The organism is Mycobacterium hippophais (assembly GCF_027529605.1).
In the GTDB taxonomy this organism is placed as follows: Bacteria; Actinomycetota; Actinomycetes; order Mycobacteriales; family Mycobacteriaceae; genus Mycobacterium; species Mycobacterium arseniciresistens.
This window is the reverse complement of the sequence record NZ_JAPZPY010000002.1, coordinates 198,539-215,072: the sequence shown is the minus strand read 5'-3', so window position 1 is coordinate 215,072 and position 16,534 is coordinate 198,539. Positions and strand designations below refer to the sequence as shown.

Genomic DNA, 16,534 nt, shown 5'->3' with positions numbered 1-16,534 from the left:
GAGTCGCAGGTCGGTCCGGCTAGGCGGCCACCGCCGACGAGGTCACCTCGTCGAAGCGGTCCAGCACCGTGGCCGCCACCAGGTTGTGCGAGCCCAGCGGCTCGGCCATCGCCATCGATTCGCGCGCGGCGAAACCGGCCACCCGATCGGTGATCCTGCCGGGAGCCAGGAACCACGGCACGATCACCACGTGGTCGGCTCCGCGGTGACGCAGCGCCGCGGCGGCCTGCGCCGGCGTGTTGTGCGGCACGGTGGCGAACGCCACATCGGCTCCCGCCCAACGGGTTCCGATCGACAAGGCGTGCGCCACGGTGGCCGTGCGGGCATTGGCCGCGGCACTCGACGATCCCACCGCGGCCACCATCACCCCGAGCCGTTCATCGTCGGGTGACACGCCGGCCTCCGACAGGCGTTGTCGTGCCACGGCCAGCAGCGCGGGATCCTCGCCGAGGACGGCAGCCTGCCCGGCCCGGCAACCGGACTCGGCGATCAGCGCCGGGATGTCGGTCCTAGCGTGGAACGCGTCGGCGAGCAGGAACGGCACGACGACGCCGTCCGGTGTCTGCCGCAGCACCTCGCCCAGCCGCGGACCGGTGTGGTCGAGGAACGCCGCGCGCACGTCCAGCCACGGCCGCAGGCGCCGGATCCGGCCCGCCACGGCGTGGGTGACCTCCGCCGACCGCGGGTCGGCGGAGCCGTGGGCGGTCAGGATGAGGGTCGGCTCGGGCCGTGGGGGCTTGGGCCGCGTCACGACGCGTGCAGCCCGCATTCCGTCTTGGCCAGGCCCTGCCAGCGGCCGCTGCGCGGGTCGGCGCCCTCGATCGGTTTGGCCGTGCACGGCGCGCATCCGATCGACGGGTAGCCCTCGTAGACCAGCGGGTTGACCAGCACACCGTTGGTGTCGATGTACGCCTGCATGTCGTCGTCGCTCCAGGCGGCCAGCGGGTTGATCTTGACCAGTCCGAAGGCCTTGTCCCAGCTGATCAGCGGGGCGTTGGCGCGGGTCGGGGCCTCCACCCGGCGGATGCCGGTCACCCACGCCGAGTAGCCGCGCAGCGCCTTGCTCAGTGGTTCGACCTTGCGCATCCGGCAGCACTCGTTGGCCTCCCGCTCGAACAGGTTCCTGCCGAACAGCTCGTCCTGCCTGGCCACCGAGTTCTCGGGCGTGACGTTGACGACGTTGATGTCGTAGACCGCCTCGACCGCGTCGCGTGTCCCGATCGTCTCGACGAAGTGGTAGCCGGTGTCGAGGAACAGCACGTCGACGCCGGGGCGCACCTTGGCGGCCAGATCCACCAGCACCGCGTCCTGCATGTTCGACGCGACGATGTAGTTGCCGCCGAAGTTCTCGTCGGTCCAGCGCAGCAGGTCGCCGGCCCCCGCATCGGGTCCGAGTTCGGCCGCCCCGCGTTCGGCCAGCGCCTGCAGGTCGGTCTCCGTCATGAGATCGCTCATCGATTTCCTCCGCTCGTCACGCGGGCGCTCACCGCAGATCTGCGTCGTCGGCCCGCAACGCCCACGTAGCGAAACGCTCGCCGTCCTCGCGTTGTTTCACGAAATTGCGCACAACCCGCTCGATGTAGTCGCCGAGTTCGGTCGCGAGCACCTTGTGCTGACGCAACTTGCGGCCGAAGCCGCTGTCCAGGCCGAGGCTTCCGCCGAGATGCACCTGGAATCCCTCCTCGGGTCCGTTGCCGTCGTCGATCATCTGGCCCTTGAACCCGATGTCGGCGACCTGGATGCGGGCACACGAATTCGGGCAGCCGTTCAGGTTGATCGTCACCGGCACGTCGAGCTGGGCGTTGATGTCCTCCAGCCGCTTCTCCAGTTCGGGCACCAGCACCTGGGAGCGGCTGCGGGTCTCGGCGAAGCTCAGCTTGCAGTACTCGATGCCGGTGCAGGCCATCAGGTTGCGCCGCCAGTGCGACGGTGTGGACGGCAGACCGAGCGCGTCGAGGCCGGCGCGCAGCTCGTCGAGCTTGTCGTCGGGCACGTCGAGCACGATCAGCTTCTGGTAGGGCGTGAAGCGGATCCGGTCGCTGCCGACGGCCTCGGCCAGGTCGGCGACTTTGGTCAGGATGGTGCCGGACACGCGACCGGCGATCGGGGCGACGCCGACGGCGTTCAGCCCGTTCTTGAGTTTCTGCACGCCGACGTGGTCGATGGGGCGGGTCACCGGGTCCGGCGCCGGGCCGTCGATCAGCTTGCGGCCGAGGTACTCGTCCTCGAGCACCTGGCGGAATTTCTCGACGCCCCAGTCCTTGATCAGGAACTTGAGCCGCGCCTTCGCCCGCAGCCGGCGGTAGCCGTAGTCGCGGAAGACGCTGACCACTCCCTCCCACACGTCGGGCACCTCGTCGAGCGGCACCCACGCGCCGACCCGCTGGCCCAGCATCGGGTTGGTCGAGAGGCCGCCGCCCACCCAGAGGTCGAATCCGGGACCGTGCTCGGGGTGGTTCACGCCGATGAACGCGACGTCGTTGACCTCGTGCACCACGTCCTGGAGGCCGGAGATCGCGGTCTTGAACTTGCGCGGCAGATTCGAGTACTCCGGCTTGCCGATGTAGCGCTTGACGATCTCGTTGACCGCAGGCGTGCCGTCGATCACCTCGTCGAGGGACTCACCGGCCAGCGGGGAGCCCAGCACGACGCGGGGGCAGTCGCCGCACGCCTCGGTGGTCTGCAGGCCGACTGCGTCGAGTCGCTGCCAGATCTCCGGCATGTTCTTGACGTCGATCCAGTGGTACTGGATGTTCTGCCGGTCGGAGATGTCGGCGGTGTCGCGGGCGAATTCCGTCGAGATCGTCCCGAGGGTGCGCAGTGCCGCGGCGCTCAGCGCGCCGCCGTCGCTGCGGACCCGCAGCATGAAGTACTCGTCTTCGAGCATGTCGGTGTTCTCGTCACCGGTCCAGGTGCCGTCGTAGCCGGGCTTGCGCTGGGTGTAGAGGCCCCACCAGCGGAAGCGGCCGCGCAGGTCACCCTTGTCGATGCTGTCGAAGCCGCCCTGGGCGTAGATGTTCTCGATCCGCGCCCGCACGTTGAGCGGGTTGTCGTCCTTCTTGGCCTGCTCGTTGGCGTTGAGCGGTTCGCGGTAGCCCAGCTTCCACTGGCCCTCGCCGCGCGGACGCTTGGGGGCCCGGGCCTTGGGCGGGGTGGGGGTTTCGGTCACGGGGTGTGGCTCCTTCGGAGGAGCCGGCGTACGGAACGCGCTGTTCACCGGTGGCTGTCCGGCGGCGCAGATCCGGGGCCAGCTGGAAGTTCAGGTGGGCAGGTCTACGGCACTAGGGCAGACAACACGAGGTACATACGCGCTTGAAATCGACATGCCGACGCACCACCAGCGAGACGCGGGGGAACTGGGCGGCAGTCACGCACCTGATTGTGCCACGAATTGCGCCGACCTCCCTAACCGGGCCAGATTTGCGCTCACGGTGAGCGAAAGGGTGCACTGGCGGGATCAGGGAAAATGGCACCATGACCGTCAACGGCGCGCCGGCAGGCCGGCCGGTGCTGGCCGCGACACCGGGCCGCCCCTTCGGCATCTACATCCATGTGCCGTTCTGCGCGACCCGCTGCGGGTACTGCGACTTCAACACCTACACACCGTCCGAGCTGGGCGGCGCCAACCCGGACGGCTGGTTGGCGGCGCTGCGCGTCGAGCTCGACCTGGCGGCCGCGCAGCTGGGTGCGCCGCCCGCGGTGCAGACCGTGTTCGTCGGCGGCGGCACGCCCTCGCTGCTGGGCGGCGACGGCCTTGCGGCGGTGCTCGACGCGGTGCGCGACCGGTTCGAGCTCGCGCCCGGGGCCGAAGTCACCACCGAGGCCAACCCGGAGTCGACCTCGCCGCGCTTCTTCGACCGGCTGCGCGCCGCCGGCTTCACCCGGGTGTCGCTGGGCATGCAGTCCGCGGCCGGGCACGTGCTCGCGGTGCTGGACCGGGTGCATTCGGCCGGCCGGGCGCCCGCCGCGGCGGCCGAGGCGCGCGCGGCGGGCTTCGAGCACGTCAGCATCGACCTCATCTACGGCACGCCGGGGGAGCGCGACGACGATCTGCGCCGGTCGGTAGACACCGCACTGGAGGCGGGCATCGACCACCTGTCGGCCTACGCGCTGGTGGTTGAGGACGGCACCGCCCTGGCCCGGCGGGTGCGGCGCGGCGAGGTCGCCGCGCCCGACGACGACGTGCTGGCCGACCGCTACACGCTGCTGGACGCGAGGCTGTCGGCGTCGGGACTCACCTGGTACGAGGTGTCGAACTGGAGCAGGCCGGGCGCCGAGTGCAGGCACAACCTCGGCTACTGGAACGGCGGTGAGTGGTGGGGCGCCGGACCCGGCGCGCACGGCTACCTTGGCGCCACCCGATGGTGGAATGTCAAGCATCCGAACGCCTATGCCTCCACGCTCGCCGAGCGCACCCTGCCGGTCGCGGACTTCGAACTGCTCGACGACGTCGACCGGCACGTCGAGGACGTGATGCTGCGGCTGCGGCTGCGCACCGGCCTGCCGCTGGCCGTTCTCAGCGTGGTCGAACGGGAGCGGCTGGGCGGCGCGGAGGCCGACGGCCTCGTCGTGCGCGCGGCCGACCGGGTGGTGTTGACCGACCGCGGCAGGCTGCTGGCCGACGCGGTGGTGCGCCAGCTGCTCGACTGAGAGCGCGAACTGACGGCATCGGCGATGCGCCAGAACCGTCCCGAAGAAGGTTGTCGCTGCGGTACTTTCGGCCCGGTGTCCGACCTGACGAACCGCCAGATCCTGCTGCGCCGCCGTCCCACCGGCCTGATCGGGCCTGCCGACACCGAACTGGTCAGTACACCCGCGCCCGAACCGGCCGACGGTGAGGCCCTGCTGCGCAACACCTACATCGGCATCGACGCCGCCGCCAGGACGTGGCTCAACGACCAGCCTGGCTACCTGCCGCCGGTCGGCATCGGCGAGGTGATCCGTGCGGCCGGGATCGGCGAGGTGGTGGCGTCGCGGTGCCCGGCGTACGCGGTCGGCGACGTGGTCACCACGCTGTCGGGGTTCCAGGAGTACGTCATCATCCGCGACGACCTCTTCAGCACGCCGATGCCCGGAGAGAACGACCAGTTGGCGATCATGTCGATCTACGGCCCGACGGGAGCGACGGCGTATTTCGGCATGACCGACATCGGCCGCCCGCAACCCGGCGAGACGGTGGTGGTGTCGGCGGCGGCGGGCGCCACCGGCTCGGTCGCCGGACAGATCGCCAAGATCGCGGGCGCCCGCGTGGTCGGCATCGCCGGCGGGCCGCACAAGTGCCGGGCGGTGGTCGAGGAGTTCGGCTTCGACGCCTGCATCGACTACAAGAACGGCAACCTACCCGCCGCACTCAAGGAGCACTGCCCCCGCGGCGTCGACGTGTACTTCGACAACGTCGGCGGGCCGATCCTGGACGCCGTGCTCGGCCGGCTGGCGTCCAGGGCGCGCGTCGTGCTGTGCGGGGTCATCTCCAGTTACCTCAGTGGCGAACACCCCGGCCCGGCGAACTACGTCAGCCTGCTGTCGAAGACCGCGCTGATGCAGGGGTTCAACGCGCTCGACCAGTGGGGCCGCTTCGACGAGGCCTTCGCCGCACTGCGGCAGTGGGAGCGCGACGGGCTGCTGGTGCACCGGCAGACGATCTTCGACGGCGTCGAGTCGTGCGTCGACGCGCTCAACGGCCTCTTCACCGGCGCCAACATCGGCAAGACGCTGGTGAAGGTCAGTGAGCCGGCGGCGCCGTGACCTGACGTTGCGCGCGCGGCATCCGGCGCCGCGCCGGGGCGGCGACGTGATGTGCGCAACACCTGCCGCCCGGTGCGGCGCCGAAACGCCGGAGGGGCTGGTCAACGGCGGATGGGAGGCGTTCCGCCGGCCCTCAGGTAGGTGACTGCCGGAAATTTTCGTGTGCCAATATTGTGCGCATGTCAGTCGAGCACTTAGGCAAGGCTAAGCAGACCTCGTCCGTGTCGAGTGCTGAGTCGGGCCGGTACTGACGTGTCGACTGACGAACCGGTCGCCGTCATCGGTCTGGGCTGCCGCGTGGCTGGCGACGTCGGCACGCCCGCCGACTTCTGGAACTTCCTGCTCGAAGGCCGCAGCGACGTGCGCGAGGTGCCCGAGCAGCGCTGGGAGCCGTACCTGCGGCGGGATCCGCGCAACGCCGCGGTGCTGCGCGAGACCACCCGCTGGGGCACGTTCCTCGACGACCTCGCCGGATTCGACGCCGACTTCTTCGGCGTCTCGCCGCGGGAGGCCGAGTTGATGGACCCCCAGCAGCGCCTCGCCCTCGAGGTCAGCTGGGAGGCGCTGGAGCACGCCGGGGTGTCGCCGCGGTCACTCGCCGGCGGCGACACCGCCGTCCTGATGGGCGTCAACTCCGACGACTACGGCAAGCTGCTCATGGAGGACCTGCCGGGCATCGAGGCGTGGACCGGCATCGGCACGTCGCTGTGCGGGATCGCCAACCGGGTGTCGCACCTGCTCGACCTGCGCGGACCCAGCGTCGCACTGGACGCGGCGTGTGCGGCCTCGCTGGTCGCGGTGCACCAGGCGTGCCAGATGGTGCGTGCGGGCGAGACCTCGCTCGCCCTCGCCGGCGGCGTCAGCGCCCTGATCGGCCCTGGCCTCACCCGGGTGCTCGACGAGGCCGGCGCCACCGCACCCGACGGGCGCTGCAAGACCTTCGACGCCGCTGCCGACGGCTACGGCCGCGGTGAGGGCGCCGGCGTGGTGGTGCTCAAACGCCTCGCCGACGCCCAACGCGACGGTGACCGCGTGCTGGCGGTGATCCGCGGCGGTGCGGTCGCCCAGGACGGCCGCACGGTCGGCATCATGTCGCCCAACGGCGAGGCGCAGGCCGACATGTTCGCCCGCGCCTGCCGGACGTCGGGCATCGCGCCGTCCAGCGTCGGCTACGTCGAGGCACACGGAACAGGAACGCCGACAGGCGATCCCACCGAGGTCGGGGCACTGGCCGCGGTGTACGGCGCCGGCCGTCCCGCCGACGACCCCTGCCGCATCGGGTCGGTCAAACCCAACATCGGCCACCTCGAGGGCGGCGCGGGCGTGCTCGGGCTGATCAAGACGGTGCTCGCGCTGCATCACGAGGCGATCCCGCCGACCGCCGGGTTGCGCCGGCTCACCCCGGCGGTGGACTGGGCAACCAGCGGGCTGCGGGTGCCCACCGAGACCGAGCCGTGGCCGCGCGGCGAGACGCCGCGCCGGGCCGCGGTATGCAGCTACGGCTACGGCGGCACCATCGCCCACATCCTGCTCGAGGAGTCGCCGGTGGCGACGCGGGCGGACCGCGGCCGCGCCCACGCCGGACCGGTCGTCGTCCCGCTGTCGGCCCGCTCCGGTGTCCGGCTGGAGCGCCAGGCCGAGGCGCTGGCAGACCACCTCAGAAGTGTCGACCGACCGCTGCCCGAGGTGGCCGCCACGCTGTGGGCCCGCCGGGCCCACGAACCGGTCAGGGCCGCCGTGATCGCCGAGCAGCACCACGAACTGGTCGCCGGACTCGATGCGCTGGCCCGCGACGACGTCAGCCCGAACCTCGTCACCGGCGTCGTCCCGGCCGGCGAGCCAAGGGACGCGGTGTGGGTGTTCTCCGGTCACGGGTCGCACTGGGCGGGCATGGGCCGCGAGCTGATCGCGGCCGAGCCGGTGTTCGCCCGCGTCATCGACGAGGTCGACGAGGTGTTCGGCGCCGAGCTGGCCTTCTCGGCACGCGAGGCGCTCAGCACCGGCGAACTCGGCGGCACCGACCGCGTCCAGGCGCTGACGTTCGCCATACAGGTCGGCCTCGCCGCGGTGCTGCGTGAGCGCGGAGTCACGCCGGCGGCGGTGATCGGCCACTCGGTCGGTGAGGTCGCCGCGTGCGTCGTGGCCGGCGTGTTCGACCTTCGGCAGGGTGCCGCCGTCGCGTGCTACCGCGCCCGGGGCTTCCGATCGGTGATGGGACAGGGCGCGATGGCCCTGGTCCGGCTGCCGTTCGACGACGCCGCGCGGCGGCTCGCCGGGCGCACCGACGTGGTGGCCGCCATCAGCGCCTCCGCGGAGTCCACGGTCATCTCCGGTGTCGCCGACGCGGTGGACGCCGTGAGCCGGGCGTGGGACGACGACGGTGTCGTCGTGCGCCGCGTGAACACCGATGTGGCGTTCCACAGTCCGGCGATGGACGGGCTGACCGGGGAGCTCGCCCGGCTCGTGGCGACCCTGCCGCCCGCACGGCACGCGACGGTGCCGCTGTACACCACGGCGCTCGCCGACCCCCGGTCGACGGCCCCGCGCGACCCGGACTACTGGGTGGCCAATCTGCGCGGACGGGTCCGGTTCGCCGAGGCCGTTACGGTCGCGGCGCAGGACGGGCACCGGCTGTTCCTCGAGGTGTCCGCCCACCCGGTGGTGGCGCACTCGATCGTCGAGACGCTGCTGCACCTCGGCATCGACGAGCACGCCGTCGTCCCGGTACTGCGCAGGCAGACCGCCGAGGTGCGCGCCGTCGCCACCGCGGTGGCCGCCCTGCACTGCCACGGCGCGCGGGTGTCGCACGGCATCGGCGCCGACACCCCCTGGGCGGGCGACCTGCCCGGCACGCAGTGGCGGCACCGGCACTTCTGGCGGGTGCCCACCCCGCCGCCCGGCGGGCACGGCGTCCACGACCCCGCGACCCACACCCTGCTTGGCGGCCGGACCGACGTCGCCGGCGCCGTCGCGACGACGATGTGGCAGACCCGGCTCGACGTCGACAGCCGGCCCTACCCCGGAGACCATCCGGTGCAGGGCACCGAGATCGTCCCGGCCGCAGTGCTGCTCAACACGTTCCTGGCGGCGGCGAGCAACGGCGGGCGCGCCGGTGCGGGCGTGGCCGACGTGCGGTTGCGCACCCCCGTCGCGCCGGGGCGGGCCCGCGATCTGCAGGTGGTGCTGCAGGACCGGGCGCTGACCCTGTCCACCAGGCTGGTGGACGGCGACGGGGGTCGCGACGACACGCGGGACGGCGGCTGGCTCACCCACACCAGCGCGGTGCTGGCCGCGGACGAGATGCGTTCTCCGCAAACGGAACTGGACCTGGACGCCGCCCGGAACCGCTGCGCGGAGCTCCTGCCGCCGCGCCATGTCATCGACACCCTCGCGACGCTGGGCGTCGCCGCGATGGGCTTCGGCTGGGACGTCGAGGACCTGCGTCGTGGCGACGGCGAGCTGGTGGCGGTGGTGGCCGCCGAGGCCGACGGTTCGGCGCCCGCGTCATGGGCGTCGCTCCTGGACGCCGCGACCTCGGCCGCCTCGACGATCTTCGACGGGCTGCCGCGCCTGCGGATGCCCGCCCGCATCGAAGGGGTGCGGGTGTACGGCGACCCGCCGCCGGTCGCCGCGATGCTGGTGCGGCGGCGGCCCGGCACCACCGTCACCGACGTCTCGATCGCCGATCCCTCGGGGGCGGTGTTGCTGTCGATCACCGGGATGGGATTCGAGGAACTCGAGACCTCCGCGCGCGGCTGGTCTGGCGACGACGCAGGCCGGATGCTGCACCGAGTGGCATGGCACGAGATCGCCTGGCACGACGACGATCTACCCAGCGGCGTGGTTCTCGTCGGGGGAGACGTCGACGGCCTGGACGCCGCGGTGCGTGACCTCACCGCCGCAGGCGTGGCCTACCGCGCCTTCGAGGATCCGGCGGAGCTCGCCGCGCTGTCGGCGAGCGCCGAGATGCCGGAACTGTGGCGGGATCTGGGCCGCACCGCGGTGGTGCTGGTGCTGCCGCGGTCCGACGATGCGCCCGAGGCGTCGATCGACCTGGTGACCCGGACGCTGACCACCCTGCTGCACACCGGTGCGACGGCGCGGCTGTGGGTGCTGACCACCGGAGTGCACGAGGGCGGTGACCTCGCCCACGCACCGCTGTGGGGGCTGACCCGGGTGGCCGCGGCCGAACACCCGCAGCTGTGGGGCGGCGTGCTCGACGTCGTGGACGGCCCGCTGCCGCTCGGCGCGCTCTCGCTGCCCGGGCACGGTGTGGTGGTGGTGCGCGACGGCGCCGCCCTGGCCGCCCGGCTGGCGCCGGCAGGCGCGAGAATGGCTGCGCCGATGGAGTGTTCACCGGCGGGCAGCTACCTGATCACCGGCGGAACCGGCGCGCTGGGGTTGCGGATGGCGCAGCGGTTGGCCGACCTGGGCGCCCGGCGGTTGGTGCTGCTCTCCCGGTCGGGACTGCCCGAGCGGTCGGCATGGGGCGAGCACGCCGATTCGGAGGCGGTGCGCGGGGTGCGGGCGCTGGAGGACCGGGGTCTCGCGGTCACCGTCGCCGCGCTCGACATCGGCGCACCCGGTGCGGCCGACGATCTGCGCGCCGTGCTGTGCGACCTGCCCCCGGTGCGCGGGGTGGTTCATGCGGCCGGCGTGGAAGCCGGTGCGCTGCTGGCCAACACCACCGCCGAGGACTTCGCGGCGGCCATGCACCCGAAGGTGCACGGCACCCTCGCCCTGCACGAGTTGTTCCCGCCCGGAACGCTGGACTGGATGGTGCTGTTCTCGTCGTGCGGCTACCTGGCCGGCTTCCCGGGGCAGGGCGCGTATGCGTGCGCGAACTCGTTCCTCGACGTGATGGCGCGGCATCGCCGCGGTCTGGGCGACCGCACCACGAGCGTGGCGTGGACGGCATGGCGCGGCCTCGGCATGGGCTCGTCGTCGGAGTTCGTCGCGGCGCAGCTCGACGCGCTGGGCATGGGCACCGTCGGCGCCGACGATGCGATGCGGGCGCTCGATCTGGCGATGCGTGACGACGATCCGAACGTCGTTGTGCTGCCGCTGCTCCCGAGTGCCTCCGCGGTGCCGATGCTGGCCGACGTGGCGCCGTCGGACGACGCGGTCGACGACGGTCCTCCAGCGGAGGAGATGACCTCGGGCGAGACGGATCCCGCGGTGTTGGGGCAACGGGTGCTGGCCGCGGTCGCCGCGCAGCTTGGCCTCACCGAGGCCGACGTGAACCCAGACCTGCCGCTGGTCGAGCTCGGCGTCGATTCGATCATGACCGTGCGGCTGCGGCGCCAGCTGGAGAAGCAGACCGGGCTGGTGCTGCCGCCGACGCTGTTGTGGGAGCACCCGACGGCCGCGGCCGTCACGGCCAGGCTCGTCGAGATGCTCACTCCCGGCGAGAAGGTCGACGTCTAGCGATTTCGGCGCGGAAACGTTCGCTCAGCGATCGTGAGCGCGCCGAAATCACCCGGTGATGGCGGCGATAACCTTCTTCTTGTCCACCTTGCCGACCGGTGTGGCGGGTAGCGACGGCATCGCGACGAGCGTGTCGGGCCTGGCGTGCGCCGAGGCGCCGCGCTCGTCGAGGAAGGCGTTGAGTTCGGCCAGTGTCACCGGGGCGCCGCTGAAGACGACTGCGGCGCAGATCGTTTCGCCGAGATACTCGTCGGGCAGGGCGACGGCCGCCGCCGCGTAGATCGCCGGGTGGGCGAGCAGGTGGTCCTCGAGGTCGGTGGCCGACACCGTCTCGCCGCCGCGGTGGATGACGTCCTTGATGCGGCCGGTCACCTCGATGTTGCCCGCGAGCGGACCGTCGGCGAACAGGCGCACCCGGTCGCCGCTGCGGTAGAAGCCGTCCGGGCTGAAGGAGCGCGCGTTCGCCTCCTCGGCGCGGTAGTAGCCGTTGATCGTGTACGGCCCGCGCACCAGCAGTTCGCCCTCTTCGCCCGGCGCGACCTCGACGCCGTTGTCGTCGACCACCCGCAGCTCGTCGTGCGGTGACATCGGCCTGCCCTGGGTGTGCGTCACCACGTCGACGGGATCACCGGGCCGGGTGAACTGCAGCATGCCCTCGGCCATCCCGAAGATCTGCTGCAGGCCGTCGGTCAGGCCGTCGTAGATGAAGCGGGCCTCCTCCGGCGACAATCGCGACCCGCCGACCTGCACGAGGCGCAGTGACGTCGGCAGCACCGGTTCCCACTCGCAGGCCTGGGCCCACAGCCTGGCCAGCGCATTGACCAGACCGGTGACGGTGACCTGATAGCGGTCGATCAGGGCGAACGCCGATTCCGGGCTCGGGTCGGCGGTGAACACCGTGGTCGCGCCGACCGTCATCGCGCCGAGCAGTCCCGGGCAGCCGAGCGGGAAGTTGTGGCCGGCGGGCAACGCCACGAGATAGACGTCCTCGGAGGTCATCTGGCACTCGCGGGCCATGCCCACCGCGTTGTAGACGTAGTCGTCGTGGGTCCGGGCGATCAGCTTGGGCAGCCCGGTGGTGCCGCCCGAGACCAGCAGCAGCGCGGGTGCGTCCGGATCGAACGGCGCCGAAGATGCTGCGGCGCCGTCGAATCCGGTCAGTGTCGACCAGGGCGTGAACGGTCCCGCATCCCCGTCGACCACGATGTGGCGCAGCGCCGGGTGCTGGTCCTGCAGTCCGGCCGCGAGTTCGCGATAATCGAAACCCTTGACCTGATCGGCGATGACGAGCCCGACGGCGCCGCTGACCGAGGCGAAGTGTCCCATCTCGGCCGCCCGGTGCCCCGGCAGGCACAACACCGGCACGGCGCCGGCACGCAGCGCTCCGAACAGCGCGACGGCGAACTGGCAGGAGTTAGGGAGTTGCACGAGGATCCGGTCGCCGGGGGCGATGCCCAGCGCGCTCAGCCCTGCGGCCACCCGGTCGGCGACCCCGTCGAGTTCGGCGAAGGTGTAGGCGCGGTCGGCGTCGACGACGCCGAGCTTGTCCGGCCAGGCGGTGGCCGCGTTCCGGAGGATGGAGTCGAGCGGGCGCCCCGTCCACAGCCCGGCCTGCCGGTAGAGCTGCGCGCGTTCGGCCGGGAACGGTACGAAACCCTGCCGGGGGTCGTCGGCCGGGGCGTCGTCGCCGGTGCGGGTGTCACGCGAAAAACCCGTGCTCATAGGTGGAATCCGCCCCTCGGGGTTGGTGTGTTCGGTGCACCGAATATAAGGTAGCCTGCTGCGAGTTAGGGCAGCCTGTACTAAATCTCATAGCCACCTGGGAGGCATCACGTGGGTGACGCCGCGACGAGTTCCGCGACCGTTCGCGACGAAGTCGCCGAGCTCCTCGGCATCAGCCCGGACAGCCTCGACCCGCAGGCCGACCTGATCGCCTCCGGTCTGGACTCGATCCGGATGATGTCGCTGTCGGGCCGCTGGCGCAAACAGGGCATCGATGTCGGATTCGCCGCGCTGGCAGCCGATCCCACGGTTCAGGCCTGGTCGGAGCTGGTGGCCCGCTTCCGCCCGCAGGATCGGGCACCGCAGCCGACGCCGGCGGTCCAGCCCAGCGATCCCGACGAGCCGTTCCCGCTCGCCCCGATTCAGCACGCGATGTGGGTGGGCCGAAACGACGATCAGGTGCTCGGTGGTGTCGCCGGCCACCTCTACGTCGAGTTCGACGGGGCCGGAGTGGATCCCGGACGTCTGCAGGACGCGGCGAGCAGGCTGGCCCGGCGTCATCCCATGCTGCGCGTCGAGATCCTGCCCGACGGAACCCAGCGCATCAGCGACCGCGACCTCCCGGTCACCGTCCATGACCTGCGCGAGCTCGCCGTCGAGGCGGCCGAGGACAGGCTGGAGGAGATCCGCGACGCGAAATCCCACCAGCTGCTGTTCGGCGAGGTGCTCGAGATCGGCCTGTCGCTGCTGCCCGGCGGGCGCACCCGACTGCACGTCGACATGGACATGCAGGCCGCCGACGCGGTGAGCTACCGCAACTTCATGGCCGACCTCGCCTCGTTCTACCTGGGCCGCGACCTGCCCGAACTGCAGTACACCTACCGCGAGTACCGGGCCGCGCTGACGGCGGCGGCGCCCGGACCGACCGACGAGGACCGCGACTGGTGGGCCGAGCGCATCCCCGATCTGCCAGAACCGCCGACGCTGCCGCTGGTGCCGCGCGCCGAGCAGCGCAACCCGCGGCGCAGCATCCGCAAGTGGCGCACCCTCGACGTCGAGACCCGCGACGCGCTGTTCGCCGCCGCCCACCGGCGCGGCGTCACGCCGGCGATGGCGGTCGGCGCCTCCTACGCCGGGGCACTGGCGCGGTGGTCGGTCAACCAGCGGTTCCTGCTCAACCTGCCGATGTTCGGCCGCGAACCGTTCCACCCCGACGTCGACAAGCTGGTCGGCGACTTCACCTCGTCGCTGATGCTCGACCTCGACCTGTCCGACGCAGGCACCCCCGCCGCGCGCGCCCGGGTGGTGCAGGAGGCGCTGCACCGCGCCGCCGCGCACTCCAGCTACTCGGGGCTGTCGGTGATCCGCGACCTGACCCGCCACCGCGGCACCCAGACGCTGGTGCCGTTCGTCTACACCAGCGCGCTGGGCCTGGGCGACCTGTTCGCCGGCGACGTCACCGACCAGTTCGGCAGCCCGGTGTGGACCATCTCCCAGGGCCCGCAGGTCTACATCGACGCGCAGGCCACGCCGGTGGCCGAGGGTCTGATGATCAACTGGGATGTCCGGGCCGACGCGTTCCGGCCCGGCGTCGTCGACGCGATGTTCGACTACCACCTCGACGAACTGTGCCGGCTCGCCACCGACGACGCCGCCTGGGAGGCCGCCGACCCGCCGGCGGTCACCGCAGAGCAGCGTGCCGTGCGCGCCGCGGCCAACGCCGTCACGGCGCCGGTGAGCGGAGACGCCCTGCACGACGGCTTCTTCCGCACCGCCGCGACCACCCCGGATGCGCCCGCGGTGTTCAGCGGCGATGCCGACCTCACCTACGCGCAGCTGCGCGAGCAGGTGCTGGCGGTCACCGCGACCCTGCGCGAGCACGGCGTGGGCGCAGGCGACGTGGTGGCCGTGACGGGTCCCAAGACCTACGAGCAGATCCCGGCGCTGCTGGGCATCCACGCGGCGGGCGCGGCGTACCTGCCGGTCGGCGCCGACCAGCCCGCCGACCGGGCGGCCCGCATCCTCGGCACCGCAGGGGTGGCACTGGCGCTGGTCTGCGGCGCCGGGGCCCCGGAGCTGCCGGTGCCCGCCCTGACCGTCTCCGAGGCGGTGCGCAGGGGCTCGGCACGCGCCGCCGACACCGAACCGGCGCCGTCGGATCCCTCGGCGCTGGCCTACGTGCTGTTCACCTCGGGGTCCACCGGGGAGCCCAAGGGCGTCGAGGTGACCCACGACGCCTCGATGAACACCGTCGAATTCGTCACGCGGCACTTCGGGATCGGCCCGGCGGATCGCTGCCTGGCGCTGTCGACATTGGAGTGCGACATCTCGGTGCTCGACGTCTTCGCCACCCTGCGGACCGGTGGCGCCGTCGTGGTGGTCGACGAGCGGCACCGGCGCGACCCCGACACCTGGGTGCGGCTGATCGACGAACACGGCGTGACCGTGCTGCACTTCATGCCCGGGTGGCTGGAGATGCTGGTGGAGGTGGTCGCCGGACAGGGCGCGCGGCTGCCCACCGTGCGGGTGGTACCCACCGGCGGCGACTGGGTGCGCACCGAGATGGTGCGGGCGCTGCGTGCCGCCGCGCCGGGGGTGCGCGTCGCCGGTCTCGGCGGCGCCACGGAGACCGCCACCCACAACACCATCTGCGAGGTGACCGGCGAGGTGCCCGAGCACTGGTCGGCGGTGCCGTTCGGGACTCCGCTGCCCAACAACGCCGCCCGGGTGGTCGACGCGCGGGGCCGGGACTGCCCGGACTGGGTGCCCGGAGAATTCTGGGTCTCCGGTCGCGGTGTCGCCCGCGGCTACCGCGGCCGGGCCGACCTGACCGCCGAGAAATTCGTCGAACACGACGGCAGGATCTGGTACCGGACCGGGGACCTGGTGCGGTACCAGTCCGACGGCACGCTGGAGTTCGTCGGCCGCGCCGATCACCGGATCAAGATCAGCGGCTACCGGGTCGAGCTGGGCGAGGTGGAGGCGGCGCTGCGGCGGGTGCCGGGTGTGGACGTCGCCGTGGTCACTCCGGTCCCCGCGCCGGGCGGTCGCGACGTGCTTGCGGCGCTGGTGCGGGCCGATCGCACGGGGTTGACCGCCGAGGCCGTCACCGACGCGATGGCGGCGCTCGTCCCCGCCCACATGGTGCCGCAGGCGATCGTGATCGCCGACCGCATCCCGTTCACCGGCAACGGCAAGCTCGACCGGGCGGCGATCACCCGCATTCTCGAGAACGTCGACCTGTCGGCGGGGCGGGGGTACCGCGCGCCGGCCACCGTCGTGGAATCGGCGCTCGCGCACATCGTCGGGGTGCTGCTGGACCGCGCGCAGGTCGGCGCCGACGACGACTTCTTCGCGCTTGGCGGGGACTCGGTGCTGGCCACCCAGCTGGTCGCGCGGGTGCGGGACTGGCTGGACACGCCGACCGTGATGGTCGCCGACGTCTTCGCCAGCCGCACCGTCGCCGCGCTGGCGCGGGTGCTGGCGGCCCGCGAACCGGCCGGTGACCGGCTCGAGCAGGTGGCCGAGCTCTACCTCGAGGTGGCCGGGATGGACGGCACCGACGTCGCGACCGCACTGGACGCCGAGTCGGTGCGCTGACCGACCGGGCTCGACGCGCATCGCCGCAGGTCGGATGTGG

At 72.1% G+C, this 16,534-nt stretch carries 8 protein-coding genes; 4 read left to right on the top strand and 4 right to left on the bottom strand.

Annotated elements, in window-relative coordinates; all coding sequences use genetic code 11:
• Positions 1 to 19 precede the first annotated feature (19 nt).
• The 3 genes from O6P37_RS06640 to O6P37_RS06630 are packed head-to-tail and all read right to left on the bottom strand — an operon-like array spanning position 20 to position 3,169.
• The gene (locus tag O6P37_RS06640) at positions 20 to 769 is read right to left on the bottom strand and encodes a sirohydrochlorin chelatase (protein WP_269893319.1); all 750 of its coding nucleotides are present in this window, start codon (positions 767 to 769) and stop codon (positions 20 to 22) included.
• On the bottom strand, positions 748 to 1,455 hold the full coding sequence (locus O6P37_RS06635; RefSeq protein ID WP_269893318.1) for a phosphoadenylyl-sulfate reductase: 708 nt from the start codon (positions 1,453 to 1,455) through the stop codon (positions 748 to 750). The genes O6P37_RS06640 and O6P37_RS06635 overlap by 22 nt, the downstream gene beginning before the upstream one ends.
• A gap of 28 nt (positions 1,456 to 1,483) precedes the next feature.
• Positions 1,484 to 3,169, bottom strand: a complete 1,686-nt coding sequence (locus tag O6P37_RS06630) for a nitrite/sulfite reductase (RefSeq protein WP_269893317.1) — start codon at positions 3,167 to 3,169, stop codon at positions 1,484 to 1,486.
• A gap of 305 nt (positions 3,170 to 3,474) precedes the next feature.
• On the opposite strand from O6P37_RS06630, the gene hemW reads away from it, so the two are divergent.
• The 3 genes from hemW (at position 3,475) to O6P37_RS06615 (ending at position 11,172) form a co-directional block, all read left to right on the top strand.
• Positions 3,475 to 4,650 (top strand): radical SAM family heme chaperone HemW, encoded by a 1,176-nt coding sequence (gene hemW / locus O6P37_RS06625; RefSeq protein ID WP_269893316.1) that lies wholly within the window; start codon positions 3,475 to 3,477, stop codon positions 4,648 to 4,650.
• A 75-nt stretch (positions 4,651 to 4,725) separates the two neighbouring features.
• Positions 4,726 to 5,745 (top strand): NADP-dependent oxidoreductase, encoded by a 1,020-nt coding sequence (locus O6P37_RS06620; RefSeq protein ID WP_269893315.1) that lies wholly within the window; start codon positions 4,726 to 4,728, stop codon positions 5,743 to 5,745.
• A gap of 252 nt (positions 5,746 to 5,997) precedes the next feature.
• Positions 5,998 to 11,172, top strand: coding sequence for a type I polyketide synthase (locus tag O6P37_RS06615; RefSeq protein ID WP_269893314.1), 5,175 nt, complete (start codon positions 5,998 to 6,000; stop codon positions 11,170 to 11,172).
• A 48-nt stretch (positions 11,173 to 11,220) separates the two neighbouring features.
• On the opposite strand, the gene O6P37_RS06610 is transcribed toward O6P37_RS06615, so the two are convergent.
• Complete coding sequence (locus O6P37_RS06610) at positions 11,221 to 12,894, bottom strand: (2,3-dihydroxybenzoyl)adenylate synthase (RefSeq protein ID WP_269893313.1); 1,674 nt, start codon at positions 12,892 to 12,894, stop codon at positions 11,221 to 11,223.
• Between the two features lie 111 nt (positions 12,895 to 13,005).
• Between O6P37_RS06610 and O6P37_RS06605 the strand changes: the two genes are divergently transcribed.
• The gene (locus O6P37_RS06605) at positions 13,006 to 16,494 is read left to right on the top strand and encodes a non-ribosomal peptide synthetase (RefSeq protein ID WP_269893312.1); all 3,489 of its coding nucleotides are present in this window, start codon (positions 13,006 to 13,008) and stop codon (positions 16,492 to 16,494) included.
• The last annotated feature ends 40 nt before the right edge of the window (positions 16,495 to 16,534 follow it).